This window comes from Actinomadura xylanilytica (assembly GCF_030283145.1).
In the GTDB taxonomy this organism is placed as follows: Bacteria; Actinomycetota; Actinomycetes; order Streptosporangiales; family Streptosporangiaceae; genus Spirillospora; species Spirillospora xylanilytica.
Window position 1 is genome coordinate 715,728 of record NZ_JASNWE010000003.1, and the last position, 16,082, is coordinate 731,809.

The 16,082-nt window shown below is 75.4% G+C and carries 16 protein-coding genes; 8 read left to right on the forward strand and 8 right to left on the reverse strand.

Annotated elements, in window-relative coordinates:
- The first annotated feature begins 11 nt into the window (after window positions 1-11).
- A complete protein-coding gene (locus QP090_RS20920; protein ID WP_285940804.1) occupies window positions 12-671 on the forward strand; it encodes a GntR family transcriptional regulator in 660 nt (219 codons plus the stop codon).
- Between the two features lie 78 nt (window positions 672-749).
- Window positions 750-2,003 (forward strand): aspartate aminotransferase family protein, encoded by a 1,254-nt coding sequence (locus QP090_RS20925; protein WP_285940805.1) that lies wholly within the window; start codon window positions 750-752, stop codon window positions 2,001-2,003.
- Window positions 2,004-2,108: 105 nt separating this feature from the next.
- Here the strand turns inward: QP090_RS20925 and QP090_RS20930 are convergent, their stop codons facing one another.
- Together QP090_RS20930 and QP090_RS20935 are read right to left on the reverse strand one after the other, a co-directional pair.
- Entirely contained in the window at window positions 2,109-2,246 is a 138-nt protein-coding gene (locus QP090_RS20930) for a hypothetical protein (RefSeq protein ID WP_285940806.1), read from the reverse strand.
- Window positions 2,230-2,550 carry a hypothetical protein gene (locus QP090_RS20935; protein WP_285940807.1) on the reverse strand — a complete coding sequence of 107 codons (321 nt, stop codon included), beginning with the start codon at window positions 2,548-2,550 and terminating at the stop codon, window positions 2,230-2,232. Before QP090_RS20935 ends, QP090_RS20930 begins: the two co-directional genes overlap by 17 nt.
- A 72-nt stretch (window positions 2,551-2,622) precedes the next feature.
- Here QP090_RS20935 and QP090_RS20940 point away from each other — a divergent pair, with 72 nt between their 5' ends.
- Window positions 2,623-3,276 carry a TetR/AcrR family transcriptional regulator gene (locus QP090_RS20940; protein ID WP_285940808.1) on the forward strand — a complete coding sequence of 218 codons (654 nt, stop codon included), beginning with the start codon at window positions 2,623-2,625 and terminating at the stop codon, window positions 3,274-3,276.
- 85 nt (window positions 3,277-3,361) lie between these two features.
- Window positions 3,362-4,501 (forward strand): acyl-CoA dehydrogenase family protein, encoded by a 1,140-nt coding sequence (locus QP090_RS20945; protein ID WP_285940809.1) that lies wholly within the window; start codon window positions 3,362-3,364, stop codon window positions 4,499-4,501.
- A 9-nt stretch (window positions 4,502-4,510) separates the two neighbouring features.
- Here the strand turns inward: QP090_RS20945 and QP090_RS20950 are convergent, their stop codons facing one another.
- The gene (locus QP090_RS20950) at window positions 4,511-5,170 is read right to left on the reverse strand and encodes a TetR/AcrR family transcriptional regulator (RefSeq protein ID WP_285940810.1); all 660 of its coding nucleotides are present in this window, start codon (window positions 5,168-5,170) and stop codon (window positions 4,511-4,513) included.
- Between the two features lie 68 nt (window positions 5,171-5,238).
- Here QP090_RS20950 and QP090_RS20955 point away from each other — a divergent pair, with 68 nt between their 5' ends.
- Window positions 5,239-6,687, forward strand: a complete 1,449-nt coding sequence (locus tag QP090_RS20955) for an MFS transporter (RefSeq protein ID WP_285940811.1) — start codon at window positions 5,239-5,241, stop codon at window positions 6,685-6,687.
- Window positions 6,684-7,067, forward strand: a complete 384-nt coding sequence (locus QP090_RS20960) for a cupin domain-containing protein (RefSeq protein ID WP_285940812.1) — start codon at window positions 6,684-6,686, stop codon at window positions 7,065-7,067. The genes QP090_RS20955 and QP090_RS20960 overlap by 4 nt, the downstream gene beginning before the upstream one ends.
- A gap of 38 nt (window positions 7,068-7,105) precedes the next feature.
- Here QP090_RS20960 and QP090_RS20965 read toward each other — a convergent pair whose 3' ends face one another.
- The 3 genes from QP090_RS20965 to QP090_RS20975 all read right to left on the reverse strand — a co-directional run bounded on the left by QP090_RS20965 (window position 7,106) and on the right by QP090_RS20975 (window position 12,054).
- Complete coding sequence (locus tag QP090_RS20965) at window positions 7,106-8,251, reverse strand: CaiB/BaiF CoA transferase family protein (RefSeq protein ID WP_285940813.1); 1,146 nt, start codon at window positions 8,249-8,251, stop codon at window positions 7,106-7,108.
- A 116-nt stretch (window positions 8,252-8,367) separates the two neighbouring features.
- Entirely contained in the window at window positions 8,368-10,197 is a 1,830-nt protein-coding gene (locus tag QP090_RS20970) for a hypothetical protein (RefSeq protein WP_285940814.1), read from the reverse strand.
- A 222-nt stretch (window positions 10,198-10,419) separates the two neighbouring features.
- Window positions 10,420-12,054: a hypothetical protein gene (locus QP090_RS20975; RefSeq protein ID WP_285940815.1), complete on the reverse strand. Its 1,635-nt coding sequence runs from the start codon at window positions 12,052-12,054 to the stop codon at window positions 10,420-10,422.
- Window positions 12,055-12,470: 416 nt separating this feature from the next.
- Here QP090_RS20975 and QP090_RS20980 point away from each other — a divergent pair, with 416 nt between their 5' ends.
- On the forward strand, window positions 12,471-14,201 hold the full coding sequence (locus QP090_RS20980; protein ID WP_285940816.1) for a serine/threonine-protein kinase: 1,731 nt from the start codon (window positions 12,471-12,473) through the stop codon (window positions 14,199-14,201).
- Window positions 14,202-14,219: 18 nt separating this feature from the next.
- Here the strand turns inward: QP090_RS20980 and QP090_RS20985 are convergent, their stop codons facing one another.
- On the reverse strand, window positions 14,220-15,230 hold the full coding sequence (locus QP090_RS20985; protein ID WP_285940817.1) for a threonine ammonia-lyase: 1,011 nt from the start codon (window positions 15,228-15,230) through the stop codon (window positions 14,220-14,222).
- Window positions 15,227-15,394: a hypothetical protein gene (locus QP090_RS20990; protein WP_285940818.1), complete on the reverse strand. Its 168-nt coding sequence runs from the start codon at window positions 15,392-15,394 to the stop codon at window positions 15,227-15,229. Before QP090_RS20990 ends, QP090_RS20985 begins: the two co-directional genes overlap by 4 nt.
- A gap of 18 nt (window positions 15,395-15,412) precedes the next feature.
- Between QP090_RS20990 and QP090_RS20995 the strand changes: the two genes are divergently transcribed.
- Entirely contained in the window at window positions 15,413-16,051 is a 639-nt protein-coding gene (locus QP090_RS20995; protein ID WP_285940819.1) for a hypothetical protein, read from the forward strand.
- Window positions 16,052-16,082: the final 31 nt, after the last annotated feature.

The window sequence follows — 16,082 nt, forward strand, 5'->3', positions numbered from 1 at the left end:
GGGGCCCTCGCATGGGCCGATTGGGCGAGCTTGAACCGGTTCCGCGCAAGTCCACCGTCGAGATCGTCTCCGACGAGCTTCGCTCGGCGATCCTGTACGGATCGCTGGAGCCCGGCGCCCAGCTCGGCGAGGCCGAGCTGGCCGCCAGGCTGGGAATCAGCCGGGGACCGCTGCGCGAGGCGATGCAGCGCCTGGTCCAGGAGGGCCTGCTGCACAGCGAGCCGCACCGCGGCCTCTTCGTGATCACGTTGGACGAGGGTGACGTCGAGGACGTCTACCGGACCAGGCTGGCGATCGAACGGGCCGCCTGCACGCTGATCATGGAGCGCAACCGCGGCGAGGCCGTGGTCCGTCTGACCAGGGCCCTCAAGGCCCTGGTCGAGGCGGCCCGGCAGCGCGATCCGGTCGCCATGAGCGACGCCGACCAGGAGTTCCACCAGGTGCTGGTGAGCTCCTCGGGCAGCGCCCGGCTCGAGCGGATGGCGCTGACGCTGCTGGTCGAGACCCGGATGTGCCTGAACGCGCTCCAGGACAAGTACCCCGAGCCCGAGGAGCTGGTCGAAGAGCACCGCCGCCTGGTCGACGCCATCGGCGACGGCGAGGAGGAGCGGCTGCTCAAGCTGATCGAGGAGCACATGACCGACTCCATCGAACGGCTCCGCACGACCTAGTACCCGCACCCTGGATCCCCAGGGTGCGCGCACGACGACATTCGTTGTAGATTGTCGACAATCTACTGGGAGGGACGCATGGCGAAGCTGTCACCCCTGCTCAAGCAGGCCACCCCCGTGCTCGCGGAACGCGGCGAGGGCGTCTACCTGTACGACGAGGAGGGACGCCGACACCTCGACTTCACCGCCGGGATCGGGGTGACCAGCACCGGGCACTGCCATCCGCGCGTGGTGGAGGCGGCCCAGCAGCAGGTCGCCAAGCTGATCCACGGCCAGTACACGACCGTCATGCACCGCCCGCTGCTGAAGCTCACCGAGCGGCTCGGCGAGGTGCTGCCGGACGGCATCGACTCGGTGTTCTACCTCAACAGCGGCAGCGAGGCCGTCGAGGGCGCGATCCGGCTGGCCCGGCACGCCACCGGACGGCAGAACATCGTGGTCTTCCACGGCGGGTTCCACGGCCGCACGATGGGCGCGGCGGCGCTCACCACCGCGGGCACCAAGTTCCGCGCGGGCATCGGCCCGCTGATGCCCGGCGTGGCCGTGGCCCCGTTCCCCCAGGCCTACCGCTACGGGTGGGACGAGGCAGAGGCGGTCCGCTTCGCGCTGCGCGAGCTCGACTACCTGCTGGCCACGGTCTCGTCCCCCAAGGACACCGCGGCCTTCATGGTCGAGCCGGTGCTCGGCGAGGGCGGCTACATCCCGGCGCCGGCCGCGTTCCTGGAGGGCCTGCGCGAGCGCGCCGACCGGCACGGGATCCTGCTGGTCGTCGACGAGGTGCAGACCGGCTACGGCCGCACCGGGCGGTTCTGGGGGCACCAGCACTCCGACATCCGTCCCGACGTGCTCATCACCGCCAAGGGGCTGGCGAGCGGCTTCCCGCTGTCGGCGATCGCGGCGCCCACCTCGGTGATGGAGCGCGCCTGGCCGGGCTCGCAGGGCGGCACCTACGGCGGCAACGCGGTCTCCTGCGCCGCCGCGCTCGCCACCCTGGACGTCATCCAGGACGAGGAGCTGGTGGCCAACTCGGCCAAGATGGGCGCCCGGCTGCACGACGGCCTGCGCAAGGTCGCCGCCGACCACCCACGGATCGGCGACGTCCGCGGGCTCGGGCTCATGCAGGCCTGCGAGTTCACCACGGCGGACGGGGAGCCCGACCCGGAGGCCGCGCAGGGCGCCCACCGGGCCGCCGCCGAGCGCGGTCTGCTCCTGCTCACCTGCGGCGCGTTCGGGAACGTGGTCCGGATGATCCCGCCGCTGGTGGTCGACGCGTCCCAGGTCGATGACGCCCTGGGCCTGTGGGCGGAATCGGTCGCCAGCGTCGTCGGCTGACCTCCGCCTCCGAGGAATGGCACGCCGGTCCCGGACCGGCGTGCCATTTTTTCGTCGGCGCCCGGAACCGCCCGGCGCCGGCCCCTCGCCCGCGCCCGGCCCTCGTCAGCGCCCGGCCCGGCGGTAGACGATCGTCAGGACGATCACCAGCACGACCAGCGCGGCCAGGACGATCGCGCCCTTGATCAGGTAGTCCGCCAGGATCTCGTCGAGGATCTCCGAGCCCTCATCGGCGGCGGCCATCGCGCTCCCCCGTCCCCGTTCCCGGCCGCCCCCGGCCCTGGTCCAGGTGCTCCAGCACCCCGCGGACGGCCAGCCGGCCGAGACCGTCCCGCCGCACCCTTCCGCCGCCGCGCGGCCGGCCGCCGGCCCAGGCGCGGACCAGCGGCTCGGCGGCCCGCGCCGCCTGCGCCGCCCGCCCGTCCCGGCCGATCCCCCCGCGCCGCTTGAGCATGATCGCCACGGTGAATCCGGCGATGATCAGCAGGGTGACCGCACCGACCATGACGCCGAACCTGATCAGCAGCACATTCATCACCTCGTGCACGTCGCGCCCCCTCCGGGTTATTTAGCACTCCCATGCCAAAACAAGGTAGCACGTCCGTGCTATAAAAGGTCCATGCCCAAGGTCGTGGATCCGGAGGAGCGCCGCCAGGAGATCGCCGAGGCCGTGTTCCGGGTCGCCCGGCGCGACGGCCTCGAACTGGCGTCGCTGCGCAACGTGGCCGAGGAGGCCGGTCTCGCGATCGGCTCGGTCCGGCACTACTTCGCCGGGCAGGCCGACATCATGAACTTCGCGATGAACCTGTTCGCGCTGCGCGCGGGCAAGCGGCTGCTCGCCCGCGCGGCCGGGCTGCGCGTCCCCGGTCCGGACGCGCCGCCGGCCGCGCACGTGGCGACCCTGGAGGCGATGTTCGCCGAGGTGCTCCCCATCGACGCCGAGCGCCGCGAGGAGGCCGAGGTGTGGCTGGCCTTCACCACCAGCGCCCGCACCCGGTCCGAGCTCGCCCCGCTCGCGCTGGAGATGCACGACGACCTGCGGCGGGTCATCGGCCGGGTGCTGACCGGCGCCGCGGGCGTCGGGGTGCTCCGCCCCGGCCTCGATCCGGACGAGGAGGCCGGCCGGACGCACGCGCTGATCGACGGGATGACGCTGCACGCCATCCTCCAGCCGGACCGCCTCGGGCCGTCCGGCCTGGCCGCCATGCTGCGGCGGCACGTCTGCGCCATCACCACCGTCCGGGCCGAGGAGCTCCCGCCACTGCCGGAGTGATCCCGGGCGGCGGCCCGGACGCGGCGCCCGGCACCGGCTCCTGTTAGATTCCGAATCTCATTCGAGTCGTTGGAGGAGCCGGCGCATGAGTCCCTGGAACACCCCCGAGCGCGCCGCGCTGCGCCGGCTGGTCCGCGAGTTCACCGCCCGCGAGATCGTGCCGTTCCTCGCCGGCTGGGAGGAGGCCGGGGAGCTCCCCCGCGAGCTGCACCGCAAGGCCGCCGGCGCCGGGCTGCTCGGCGCCGGGTTCCCGGAGGCGGCGGGCGGCTCGGGCGGCGACGTCCTGGACGCGCTGATCGTCGCGGAGGAGCTGATCCAGGCGGGCGGCTCGGGCGGCGTGGTGGCCTCGCTGTTCACGCACGGGATCGCGCTGCCGCACCTGGTCGCGTCCGGCGACGCCGGGCTGATCGACCGGTTCGCCCGGCCGGTGCTGGCCGGCGAGATGATCGGCGCGCTCGGCGTCACCGAGCCCGGCACCGGGTCGGACGTGGCCGGGATCGCCACCACCGCGGTCCGCGACGGCGACTCCTACCTGGTCGACGGCGCCAAGATCTTCATCACCTCGGGGGTGCGGGCCGACTTCGTGACCACCGCGGTGCGCACCGGCGGGCCGGGCTTCGGCGGGATCTCGCTGCTGGTCGTCGAGAAGGGCGCGCCGGGCTTCACCGTCTCGCGCGCGCTCGACAAGATGGGGTGGCTCTGCTCCGACACCGCCGAGCTCTCGTTCGCGGACGTGCGGGTGCCGGCCGCCAACCTGATCGGCCCGGAGAACGGCGGCTTCCTCCAGATCGTGCAGAACTTCGTGTCCGAGCGGCTGTCCCTGGCCGTCCAGGCGTACGCGACGGCGCAGCGGTGCCTGGACCTGACCCTGGAGTGGGTGCGGGCCCGCGAGACGTTCGGCCGGCCGCTGGCGTCCCGCCAGCTCGTCCGCCACAAGATCGCGGAGATGGCCCGGCAGGTCGACGTCGCCCGCGCTTACACCCGATCGGTCGCCGAGCGGCACGTCGCGGGCGAGGACGTCCTGACCGAGACGGCCTACGCCAAGAACACCGCGGTGTACGCGGTCGAGCACGTGGTGCACGAGGCCGTCCAGCTCCACGGCGGGATGGGCTACATGCGCGAGTCCGAGGTCGAGCGGCACTACCGGGACGCGCGCATCCTCGGTATCGGCGGCGGAACCAGCGAGATCATGAACGAGATCGTCGCCAAGCGGCTCGGCCTCTGACCCCCGCCCCTAGCGGGCGGCGAGCAGGCCGTCGACCAGGGCGCGGAGGCCGTCGCCGTAGGTGTCCTCGGCGGTCAGCGGCGCCCAGCGCCCGGCCACCGACGCCAGCCGGGGGAACGGCTCCGGGTCGATCTCGGCGAAGACCCGCTCGCGGTAGGTGGGCTTGCCGGCGTCCGCGCGGCGGCGGGCGGCGGACGCGCGGATGATGATCTCCCCGGCGGTGTAGTACCAGATCGCCCGGTAGGCGTGCACGGCCCGGTCGAGGGTCAGGCCGGCCTGGACCGCGGCGTCGACGATGTGCTCGCTGTACCAGAGCGCGGAGACCGACAACAGGTCGTCGGCGGTGAGCACCTCGGCGATCCACGGGAGGCCGGCCAGCCCGTCGCGCAGCGCGGTGGCGACGGCGACGATGCGCTCGCGCGGCTCGGCGGGCGGCTCGGGCCGGGGCAGCCGCGCCGCGTAGTCGTCGAGCAGCAGCAGGAGCAGCTCGTCCTTGTCGCGGACGTGGTGGTAGAGCGCCATCGGGGTGCAGCCGAGCTCGCGGGCGAGCCGCCGCATGGTCAGCTTCCCGGCGCCCTCGGCGTCCACCACCCGGTGCGCCGCCTCGACGATCTCCTCGCGGGAGATCCGCGGCGGGCGGCCCGTGGTGCTCGTTCGCTCGGTCGGCATGCCCTCATCATCGCCCATCCCGGGACCCCGGAGTCGACAACGGGGATCGTCACGACTACTTTTCTTACATGTATAAAAACTCACGGGGGCGGCCCGGGGCGGTGCTGGCGGCGGTGGCCGTCGCACAGTTCGTGGTCGCCCTGGACATGTCGGTGGTCAACGTCGCACTGCCCTCGATCCGGGGCTCGCTCGGGTTCGCGCCGGTCGACCTGGCCTGGGTCGTGCACGTCTACGCGCTCACGTTCGGCGGATTCCTGCTCCTCGGCGGCCGGGCCGCCGACCTGTACGGGCGGCGCCGGCTCTTCATCGGCGGGCTCGCCGCGTTCGGCGCCGCCTCGCTGGCGGGCGGCCTGGCGCAGGCGCCGTGGCAGCTCATCGCGGCGCGGGCGGCACAGGGGCTGGCCGCGGCGGCGCTGGCCCCGGCGGCGCTGGCGATGCTGACCACCACCTTCACCGAGGGGCGCGCGCGGGTGCGGGCGCTCGGGGTCTGGAGCGCGGTGAACGCGGCGGGCGGCGCGCTCGGCGTGCTGGTCGGCGGGCTGCTGACCGAGTACGCGGGCTGGCGCTGGGTGATGCTGGTCAACCTGCCCATCGTGGCCGGCGCCCTGGTCCTCGCGGCCGGGTGGACGGCCCCGGACGGCGCGCGGCGGCGCGAGCCGCTGGACGTGCTCGGCGCGGTGCTGGCGACCGGCGGGATCGGGCTGCTGGTGTTCGGCGTCGTCCGGACCGACCGGTCCGGCTGGGCGTCGGCGGCGACGCTGGGCACGCTCACCGGCGCGGCGCTGCTGCTGGTGGTGTTCGTGCTGGTGGAGGCCAAGGTGGCGAAGGCTCCGCTGCTGCGGCTCGGGCTGCTGCGCAGCCGCTGGGTGGCCGGCGCCAACGCGTTCGTCTTCCTCGCCGCCGCGGGCCAGTTCGCCGCGTTCTACTTCGTCTCGCTCTATTTGCAGCAGGTTCTGCACCTGGGCTCCGCGGCGACGGGCGCGGCATTCCTGCCGTTCTCGTTCGGCACCGTCGTCGGCACGGTGCTGGCCACCCGCATCGGCGCGAGCCGCACGCCGCGGGCCTCGTTGATCCCGGGCGGGCTGCTCGCGGCGGCCGGGTTCGGCTGGTTCGCCCTGATCAGCCCGGACGGGAGCTTCCTGGCCGACGTGCTCGGGCCGTCCCTGGTGGCCAGCGTGGGGCTCGGGCTGTGCCTGGCGCCGGTGGCCGCCGCGGCGACGACCGGGGTGGCTCCGCGCGAGGCGGGCATGGCCTCGGGCGTGCTCAACAGCGCCCGCCAGCTCGGCGGGTGCGTGGGACTGGCCGCACTGGCGACGATCGCGGCCGGCCACGCCGAGCACGCCGGGTCCGGCCCGGCCGCGCTCGCCGGCGGCTACGCGCTCAGCCTGGGCATCGCCGCCGTCCTGTACCTGGTCGCGGTGCTGGTGGCCATCGTCGTGCTCCCCTCGCGCCGCCCCGCCACCGCCCCCTCCCCCGTTTCCATCAAGGAAGACCGACTGGAAGGAACCCTGTCATGACCCTCACGCCGATCGATCTGTTCGCCTCCGCGATCCACTTCCACCCGGACGGGACCGTCCGCGCCGGCGAGCGCCGGATGACCACCGACCCGGGCGGCTGGCAGATCGCGGCGTTCCATGTGGAGACCGACGCCGACGTCCACGCCGACCATTGGGAGATGCACCCGGCGGCCGACGAGACGGTGTGCTGCCTGGCCGGCGGCGCCCGGCTCATCCTGCGCGCCGAGGAGCCCGGCGGGGAGGAGGAGCCGGTCGCGCTGCCGGCCGGGACCGCGGTGATCGTCCCGCGCGGGCGGTGGCACCGGATCGAGCTGGACGAGCCGTCCGACCTGATGTCGGTGACGCTGCGGCGCGGCACGGTCCTGGAAAGGCGGGGCTGAGCCGGAGGGCTCAGGCCCGGGGGCTCAGGCCCGAGGGCTCAGGCTTGGGCGACGGCGCCGGAGGCGATCAGGTCTTCGGCGTCGTCGAACCCGAGGTCCGTGAGCACGTCGCGGCTCTGGCCGCCGGGCAGCACCGGGACGCCGTCGGTCTCGGTGCCGGTGCGGGAGAAGCGCGGCGCCGGGGCGGGCTGGTAGTGGCCGCCGCGCTCGACGAACACGTCCCGCTCGGTGTTGAGCGGGTGCTCGGCGGCCTCGGCCATCGACAGCACCGGCGCCACGCACGCATCGCTCGGGAGGAACACCTCGGACCACTCGTCGCGCGTCCTGGCCTTGAACGCCACCGCGAACCGCTCGCGCAGCCCGGGCCAGCCGTCCTGGTCGTGCTGGCCGGGCAGGTCATCGGCGCCGTCCAGGCCGATGCGGCGCAGGAACTCGGCGTAGAACTGGGGCTCGATCGCGCCGACGGCCATGTGCTTCCCGTCGGCCGTCTCGTACACGTCGTACCAGGGGGCGCCGGAGTCGAGCATGTTCACGCCGCGCTCGTCCTTCCACAGGCCGCCCGCGAGGAAGCCGTGGATGAAGGTGGACAGGTGCGCGGTGCCGTCCACGATGGCGGCGTCGACGACCTGCCCGCTGCCGCTGACCTTGGACTCCAGCAGCGCCGACAGCACCCCGACGACCAGGTACATGCTGCCGCCCGCGAAGTCGCCGAGCAGGTTCATCGGGATCTGCGGCGGGCCGCCGGCCCGGCCGATCGCGTGCAGCGCGCCGGTGACGGCGATGTAGCCGACGTCGTGGCCGGCGCTCTGGGCGAGCGCGCCCTCCTGGCCCCAGCCGGTCATCCGCCCGTACACCAGCCTGGGGTTGCGGGCCAGGACGTCGTCCGGCCCGAGACCGAGGCGCTCGGTGACGCCGGGCCGGAAGCCCTCCAGCAGGACGTCGGACTTCTCGGCGAGGCGGAGCACGACCTCCCGGCCCGCGTCGCTCTTGAGGTCGATCGCGATCGACCGCTTGCCGCGGTTGGTGAAGTCGGTGCCGCCGGTCGCGCCGCGCGTCGCGGCGGAGGCCCGGTCCACCCTGATCACGTCGGCGCCGAGGTCGGCGAGCAGCATCGCGGCGAACGGGCCCGGCCCGATCCCGGCCAGTTCGATCACCCGTACTCCGGAGAGCGGACCCTTGCCCATTGCGACCCCTTTCACCGGCGCCGGTCCCGCCGACTCCGGCTGAATCTCGTTCGGTACGCCTCCAGTCTGCCCGATCACGGTAAGCGGGCGCTGACCGACCCTGATCCCGGGAGCGGTCAGCGGGGGGCCTCCTGGAAGAGCGGCATGGCCCGCCGGTGGTCGTTGCGCGCGAGGAGCGTGACCCTCCCCGCGGGTGGACGGTCCCCGGCGGGGCCGCGGGCGATCAGCAGGCCGCCCCTGACGGCGGGCCGCGCGAACGGTCCCCGCGCGGTCAGCGCGGCGACGCGCCGGCTGGCCGCCGCCAGGTAGTGCCAGCGGCCGTTCGGCGACCGCCACCAGGCACCGGCGGCGATGTCGCGCTGGAGGCGGCTGCAATCCCAGGTGTCGGCGTGCCGCCCGGCGAGGACCGCGCCGCGCGTGTCGAGCAGCAGCGCGTACGTGGCGCTGCCGCCGTCGCCGAAGGCGTACCGGGTGCAGACCCAGCGGCCCGGACCGCCCCTGTCGGGCAGGGCGCCCGACCAGAACTCCCACGCCGTCGCCGACTCCACGTCCCCGCGCCCTCCGGCGGATCGGGACGCGGGGCCGGCGGGGGCGGCGTGACCGGCGGGGGCTGCGGGAGTGCAGCCGAGCCGGCCCCACAGCGCGAAGCCGGCGGGCGCCGCCTCGGGCGCCGAGTCGATCTGGTGCGGGCCGAGGCGGCGCACGGGCGCGGGCGGCGGCGGCTGGAAGAGCAGGTTCGCCGACTGGAGGTCCCCGAGGTCGGCCATCGTGTACGGGCGGCCGTGCGCGATCTCCGGCTGCCGCAGCTCGAACACCGGGCCGCGCCAGCAGCCGCCGCGCGCGGCGGCGGCGACCTCGCCGGTCAGCCCGTCGGTGAGGGGCACCCTCCGCCAGCGCGCCCGCTCCGCGCCGAGGGCGGCGGCGCGGAATCCGGTCACCCAGGGCGGGACGAGGTAGCGGGCGGGGGCGACCTTGAGGGGGCCGGCGCCGCCGGGCAGGAGCCGTCCCTCAGGGAAGATCTCGATCCGGCGGCCTCCCGGGGCGGCGGTGTAGCGGGCGACCCGTTGCGCGTCGTGCAGCAGCGCCACCCGGGACGATCCGATCGTCCCGGCGTAGAGCAGTTGCGGGTCGCGGTCGGGCGGCCCGGCGTCCGCCCCTCCGCGCGCCTCGCGGGAGACCCCGGTGCCGCCGGTGCCGCCGGTGCCGTTCCAGGCGGCGAGGGCCTCGGCGACGAGACCGGCGTCGTTCGCCAGATCGCCGCGCGCGGGCCAGGCGTCCAGGTCGAGGCGGGTGGTCCGGTGCCACTCGCCGGGCCCGGTCCGGGTCACCCGGTCGGGCCGCCGCGCGGCGGGGCCGGACGTGCGGGCCGATCCCAGCCCGCCGTCCAGCAGGACCGTGCCCCCGGCGGCGAGGACGACCGCGACCGCGCCGGCGACGAACACGGGACGGCGCGGGCGGGCGAATCGCCGCCGCCGCCCGTACAGGCTCGCGATGGTCGGGTCCAGTGCCGGCCTGCCGGGCAGTTCGTCCGGGGTGAGGGGCGGGATCTCCAGATCGAGGAGGGCGGCGTCGCGCAGCGCCGCGTCCGGATCGGCGACGCCGAGCGCCTCCAGCCGTCCGCGCACCGACGTGCCGGGCAGCTCCTCCAAGTGCCGCAGCACGTAGGCAGCCCGCGCCTGCGGGGTGAGGCGGGCGAGGGCGCCGGCCAGCGCCGCGTCGCGTTCCGAGGCGGCGGCCGGACGGGCCCGCAGCCAGGGACCGAGCCGTACGCCGGCCCGTCCCTGCGGCCTCATCGCGGCCCGGAGGACGCGGTCGCGCAGCCGCGCGTAGACCTCGTCGATCTCGCCGGGACGGCCGTCCCGGGGGCGGCTGTGGTTGACGATCCAGTGCGCGGCGACCAGGCGGTCGTGCTGCTCCAGCTCACCGGGCAGCACAAGAAAGGCCATCCGGACAAGGCGTCGATAGCGCCTGTTGAGCACGGAGTCGACACTGACCCTTTCCGGCATCGGGCGGCTCCTCGGCATGGGGGGTGGGGTTCGCCTGACCGGAGATGATGGGCCCCGCACCGCGGAATGCGGGCTGGAATCGGGGAACCGGCATGGAATGCCCGCACCGGTATTCCGAATTAATCCGGTGATGTCGCCGAAAGGGGGGATGGTCCGCCGGAGTCAGCCCGTGCGGGCCGTCAGGGTCACCGGGGCGTCCGGGTGCGGTCCGGACGCGGACGGGGTGCCGACCAGCAGGCGGTCGTCGGCCTTGGCCGGGCGCCACGGCCCGTCGGCGTGCGGGACGAGGCCGCGTCCCGCCGCCGCGAGGTAGTACCAGCGCTGCGACGGCGCCTGCCACCAGGTCCCGCTGACGGGCCTGCGGTCGTCGCACCAGCCGGTCACGAGCTGGTCGGCCGCGCGCAGCAGCGTCGCCTGCCCGGCGGTGCCGCCACCGGTGAACGTCATCCGCGTGCAGACCCAGTGGGCCGTCCCGCCGTCGTGGGGCAGCGTCCCGGACCAGAAGTCCCACGCGCCGGCCTCCGTCACCGGCCGCGCCGGCTGCGGCAGCAGGCAGCCGAGCCGCTCCCAGAGCCGGAGGCCCTCCTCAGGGAGCCGGGCGGGCGGGACCGCCGCGCCCTCCACGTACCGGTAGGACGGCGGGCGGTAGGACAGGACGGCGGCGCGGGGCCCGCCGAGGTCGCCCAGGGTCCGGGGGCCGTCCCGTCCCTCGACCTGGAAGAGCGGGCCGCGTCCGCAGGGGGTGCGGGCGGTCACCGGGTCGGTCACCCCGTCCCGCGTCGCGATCCGTCCGCCGGTGAGCGTCGAGGGCGCGGTGTCCCAGGGCGACAGCAGGTACCGGCCGCCGAGCAGCGCGACGGGCCCGGTCGGGTCGGCGCCCGCGGTGACGACCTCCACGGCGCGGGTCGTGTCGCTGTAGTGGGCGATCCGGTCGCCGTGCCGCAGCACCGCGACCGGGGTGGCGCCGGCGTGCCCCGCGTACAGGAGCTGGGTGTCGCCGACGGCGGCGCGGCCCGCGCCCGGCGCGTCCGCCCACGCGTCCAGGGCGCGGCGGACGAAGTCCTCGTCGGCGGCCAGGTCGCCGCGGGCGGGCCAGGCGTCCAGGGTGGGCGCGCCGCGCGTCCAGGCGCGCGGCGCCGCGGTGACCAGGCGCAGGTCGCGGCCCGTCTTCGCGCGCGAGCCGCTGATCAGCGAGCCGCCGGGGACGATGCCGCCGAGCAGGGATCCCTCGCCGCTCTCGGTCGCGACGAGCGCCCCGGCCAGCATCACGGTGAGCACCGCGGCGGCGGCGACCGGCAGCCGGGAGCGGCGGCGGACCGGGCGGACGAGCATGGGCTCGAAGGCGTCGGCGTGCCGCGGCTCGGGCACGGCGGCGGCCTCGGCCGCCTCGATCACCGGCCACGGGTCGCGGACGCGCAGGTCGGTGAGCTGGTCGCGCACCGCGTACCGCGACATCCCCTCCACGTGGCGCAGCACGTAGGCGACCCGGACCGGCGGATCGAGCCGCGCCAGCGCCCCGGTCAGCGCCGGGTCGGGCAGCCGGGCGGGCAGCGCCCGCAGCCAGGGGCCGAGGCCGATGCCCAGGCGTCGGGACGGGCGCATCGCCCGGCGCAGGACGCGGGTGCGGCGGCGGGCCCGGTCCCCCTCGCCGCCTCCCCCGCGGGCCCCGGGCGCGCCGGGGCGGCTCGGCGGAACGGCGGCCCCGGCGCGCGTGACGACGACGCCGTCGACGATCCGGCGCGCGATGGCGAGACGGTAGACGCGCTTGCCCTTCCCCGGGAGAACGAAATACGCCAAGCGGACTAGGTCGCAGTACTGCGATTCCGCCGTGGTCCGCGTTCTGGCCTTCTCCGGCATCGCCGACTCCCTCTGGGAATTCCGTCCTTCGCGGACCCGAGGCTAGGCAGCACTGGCGCATGCCGGTACCGAATTGGCGGAACGATGAACCGACCCGGTTGACATATCCAGCTATTTCCCGCACCCCAAGGGGACGGGTCGCCGCCCAGGCCGGGCGCCGAGCGCCGTTCAGGGGCCGGCGGCCACCGGGATGACCATGATCGGCCCCGGCCGCGCGGGTCCGGCCCGCCCCATTCCTGCCCGTACTACGCTGTCGACCTCCGGGGGAACCTCCCCGGGCCGCGCCACGTCGGACCTCCCGAGCCCGATCCCCGCCGACGCGACCTGCCGCCCACCGAGAAGGACCCGCCGACGCCATGACCGAGGACGTCCCCGGCTACCGGGTGCTGGAACAGGTCGGCGAGGGCGGCTTTAGCGTCGTCTACCGGGCCCTCCAGGAGCGGCTCGACCGGATGGTCGCGCTGAAGGTGATGTCGATCGGCACCGTCGACAACGCGGCGATGCGCCGCTTCCAGCGCGAATGCAAGATCACCGGACGGCTCTCCGGGCATCCGAACGTGGTGACGGTGCTCGACACCGGCACCACCCGCGCCAACCGCCCCTTCATCGCGATGGAGTACTTCGAGCAGGGCGCGCTGGCCGACCGGCTCGACCGGGAGGGCCCCTTCCCCGTCGGCGAGGTGCTGCGCATCGGGGTCAAGATGGCGGGGGCGCTGGCCGCCACGCACGAGACCGACGTGCTGCACCGCGACGTCAAGCCGCAGAACATCCTGGTCTCCCGGTACGGCGAGCCGGCCCTGGCCGACTTCGGCATCGCCCGGCTGGTCGACACCTTCGACGCCACCCACACCCAGGCGTTCACGCCCCACCACGCCGCGCCGGAGGTGCTGGAGGGCCGTCCGGCCGGGGTCGGCACCGACCTCTACTCGCTCGGCTCCACGCTCTACCAGCTCCTGGCCGGACGGCCCGCGTTCAAGGGCCCGCAGGGCGAGGGCATCGCGCTGCTGATGCTGCGCATCCTCAACGACGCGCCGCCGCCGTTCCCGCGCACCGACGTGCCGCTGCCGGTGTTCGAGGCGATCACCCGCGCGATGGCCAAGGCGCCCGAGCACCGCTACGCCGACGCCGTGGAGTTCGCGCAGCGGCTCCAGCGGCTCCAGCGCGAACTGGGCCTCCCGATCACCGACCTCGCGCACAGCGGCGGCGACCCGGCGGCCCGGCAGGCCACCGGCCCGCACGCCGGCGGCGGGACCGCGACCGGCGCCGGGCCGTGGACGACCGGCGACCGGTCGGCGACGCATGACGGCCCGCGCCCGCCCGCCGTGCCTGATTGGGCGCCGACCGTCCAGGGGGCGCTGCCGTCCACCACCCCGCGCCCGGCGCCGTCCATGCCCGACCCGTCACTGGGGAACGCGCCAGGGCTCTCGCCCTGGCCTCCCGGCACCGACCCGCAGGCGCAGCCGCAGCGCTCGCACGGGAGCACCGCTCCGCAGAACACGTCCGGCGGTGGCCTGGCCCCTTCCTGGCCGCCGCAGCAGGATCAGCCGAACCCGCAGGGCCCGGTAGGGGGCGGCGCGCCGGTCCACGACGGACCGCGCCGCGGCCTGATCGTCGCCGCCGCGGTCGCCCTCGTCGGCGGAGTGTCCCTGGGCATCGGGGCGCTCGCGCTGTCCGGCGGCGGGAAGGACCCGGAGGACGGGAAGACGGCGAGTCCCACCGCTCCCGCGGGCGGCACGGCGCAGGGCGGCGCCGCGCAGGGCGGGTCCGGCCCGATCCCCGCCGCGCAGGTCGCAGCGGCCCGTCCGCGCAAGGTGACGGCCCGACCGGTCGGCACCCAGGCCGCGCTGATCTGGACCCTGCCCCAGCCCGCGCGGGCGCTGCCGCTGATCGTGCAGCAGCTCCCGCGCGGCCGGACCGAGTTCGTCACCGTCCAGCCCGGATCGCGCTCGGCGACCGTCCCCGGGCTGAACCCGAAGGTCCGCTACTGCTTCCAGGTCGGCGCGGTGCTCAGGCTCAACCCCGGCAAGCCCGCCGACATCGCCTGGTCGAGCCGTGCGTGCACCCGCCCGGCCAAGGCCGGCCGGTGACCCCGGCCGTCCCGACGGTCAGGATCGGTTCAGCGCGGCGGTGTAGGCGGCCAGGGTGATGTTCCGGCCGGACAGCACGATCACCGCGCGGCCGGTGATCTCGACCTTCCCGGCGAGCACCGCCGCGACGCCGCAGGCCCCGGACCCCTCGGCGACCAGGCCGTGCGCGGTGAACAGCGCGCGCAGGGCGGCGCGGATCTCGGCATCAGTGACCGACGTCAGCTCGACGTGTCCGCTGAGCAGGCCGGGCGTGACGCTGCCGGCCTCCAGGTTTCCGGTGAGGCCGTCGGCGATGGTGTCGCCGACCGCGACCTCGGTGATCCGCCCGGCCCGGACGGCGGCCGAGACCGCCGGGGACTCGGCCGACTCGACGCCGACGACGCGCACGCCGTCCCGCCCGCGCGCCCACAGGCTCAGCCCGGCGAGCAGCCCGCCCCCGCCGACCGGGGCGATCACGGTGAGCGGGCCGTCCGCCGCCTGGACGTCGAGCTCACGGCCGATGGTGGCCTGCCCCGCGATCACGTACGGGTCGTTGTAGGGCGAGACGTAATGCCCCGGCAGGCCCATCGCGTGCGCTTCGGCCTCCTCGTACGACGTCCCGTGCTGGACGAGCCGCACCGGGTGCGCGGCGATGCCGTCGACTTTCGCCCGCGAGGCGTTCGCGGGGACGACCACGGTGACGTCCGCGCCGACCCGGGACGCCGCGTACGCCATGGCCAGGCCGTGGTTGCCGGCGCTGGCGGTGACGGCCGGCTCCCCCGGCGGCAGCGCGGCGACGGCGGCGAGCGCGCCGCGCACCTTGAACGACCCGGTGGGCTGGAAGGTCTCCAGCTTCAGCAGCGCGCCGCCGGCCAGCCCGGTCGGCACCAGCGGCGTGGGCGGGAGCGTCGCGCCGACGTCCGCCCAGGCTCGTTCGAGGTCCCCGGGCCCCGGCACCCGGACGCTCCGGCCGGCCCCGCCGGGCTCGCCGGCCCCGCCGGGCCCGCCGTCGCGGGGAGCCCGGCCGTTGCGGGCGGGCGGGCCGGTCATCGCGGCTCCGTCCCGGCCGGCGGCTCGTCCAGGCGCTCGTGCAGGCGCGTCCTGATCTCCTCCGGCGTATAGGCGCGGCGCCGCCGTTCGGCCCGCGCGATCACCACCCCGGTCGCCGCGACACCGACGAACCCGGCCACTCCCAGCGCTTTCCACCATCGCATCTGTCTAAAGTAGCGATCATGTCCGGAACCAGCATCGGTCTCGACGCGGCGGTCGACCTGACCCGCACCGGCGACGTGTGGCTCTTCCGGGGCCGCACGGCCGCCGACCGGGCGATCCAGATGACCACCAACAGCCCGGTCAACCACGTCGGCATGTCCGTCGTGATCGACGATCTGCCCCCGCTGATGTGGCACGCCGAGCTCGGCCGGTCACTGCCCGACCTGTGGTCGGGCAACCACCAGCGCGGCGCCCAGCTCCACGATCTGCGCGACGCGGTCACGGCGTGGGCGACCCGCTACGGCCAGCGCGCGTGGCTGCGGCAGCTCGAGCCGCCCGCCGGGCGCGAGATGGAGGACGCGGCGCTGCGCGCGGTCGCCCGGCTGGACGGCACGCCGTTCCCGTCCACCACCCGGCTCGCCTCACGCTGGGCGCGCGGCCGGATCCCGTTCCGGCGGCCCGCCGAGCGCGACCAGAACCTGGAGACCGCGTTCTGCGCCGAGATCGTCGCGGTGACCTACGGCGCGATGGGCCTGCTCCCCCGCGAGCGCCGCCCCAACTGGTACGACCCGGGCCGGTTCTGGAGCGGCGACGACCTCCGCCTGGAGGCCGGCGCCCGCCTCGGCGGCGAGATCGCCGTGAACCTCCCCGTGGTGTGAGCCACACGTGGCGTGGACGCCGTCCGGGCGC

What these genes read in the sequence shown, in the direction of transcription:
- QP090_RS20940 (WP_285940808.1), top strand. Translation starts at nt 2,623, where the DNA reads ATGCCCAAGGTCGTGGATCCGGAGGAGCGCCGCCAGGAGATCGCCGAG.
- QP090_RS20985 (WP_285940817.1), bottom strand. Translation starts at nt 15,230, where the DNA reads ATGACCGGCCCGCCCGCCCGCAACGGCCGGGCTCCCCGCGACGGCGGG.
- QP090_RS20950 (WP_285940810.1), bottom strand. Translation starts at nt 5,170, where the DNA reads ATGCCGACCGAGCGAACGAGCACCACGGGCCGCCCGCCGCGGATCTCC.
- QP090_RS20930 (WP_285940806.1), bottom strand. Translation starts at nt 2,246, where the DNA reads ATGGCCGCCGCCGATGAGGGCTCGGAGATCCTCGACGAGATCCTGGCG.
- QP090_RS20920 (WP_285940804.1), top strand. Translation starts at nt 12, where the DNA reads ATGGGCCGATTGGGCGAGCTTGAACCGGTTCCGCGCAAGTCCACCGTC.
- QP090_RS20970 (WP_285940814.1), bottom strand. Translation starts at nt 10,197, where the DNA reads ATGGCCTTTCTTGTGCTGCCCGGTGAGCTGGAGCAGCACGACCGCCTG.
- QP090_RS20965 (WP_285940813.1), bottom strand. Translation starts at nt 8,251, where the DNA reads ATGGGCAAGGGTCCGCTCTCCGGAGTACGGGTGATCGAACTGGCCGGG.
- QP090_RS20995 (WP_285940819.1), top strand. Translation starts at nt 15,413, where the DNA reads ATGTCCGGAACCAGCATCGGTCTCGACGCGGCGGTCGACCTGACCCGC.
- QP090_RS20960 (WP_285940812.1), top strand. Translation starts at nt 6,684, where the DNA reads ATGACCCTCACGCCGATCGATCTGTTCGCCTCCGCGATCCACTTCCAC.
- QP090_RS20980 (WP_285940816.1), top strand. Translation starts at nt 12,471, where the DNA reads ATGACCGAGGACGTCCCCGGCTACCGGGTGCTGGAACAGGTCGGCGAG.
- QP090_RS20945 (WP_285940809.1), top strand. Translation starts at nt 3,362, where the DNA reads ATGAGTCCCTGGAACACCCCCGAGCGCGCCGCGCTGCGCCGGCTGGTC.
- QP090_RS20990 (WP_285940818.1), bottom strand. Translation starts at nt 15,394, where the DNA reads ATGCGATGGTGGAAAGCGCTGGGAGTGGCCGGGTTCGTCGGTGTCGCG.
- QP090_RS20955 (WP_285940811.1), top strand. Translation starts at nt 5,239, where the DNA reads ATGTATAAAAACTCACGGGGGCGGCCCGGGGCGGTGCTGGCGGCGGTG.
- QP090_RS20925 (WP_285940805.1), top strand. Translation starts at nt 750, where the DNA reads ATGGCGAAGCTGTCACCCCTGCTCAAGCAGGCCACCCCCGTGCTCGCG.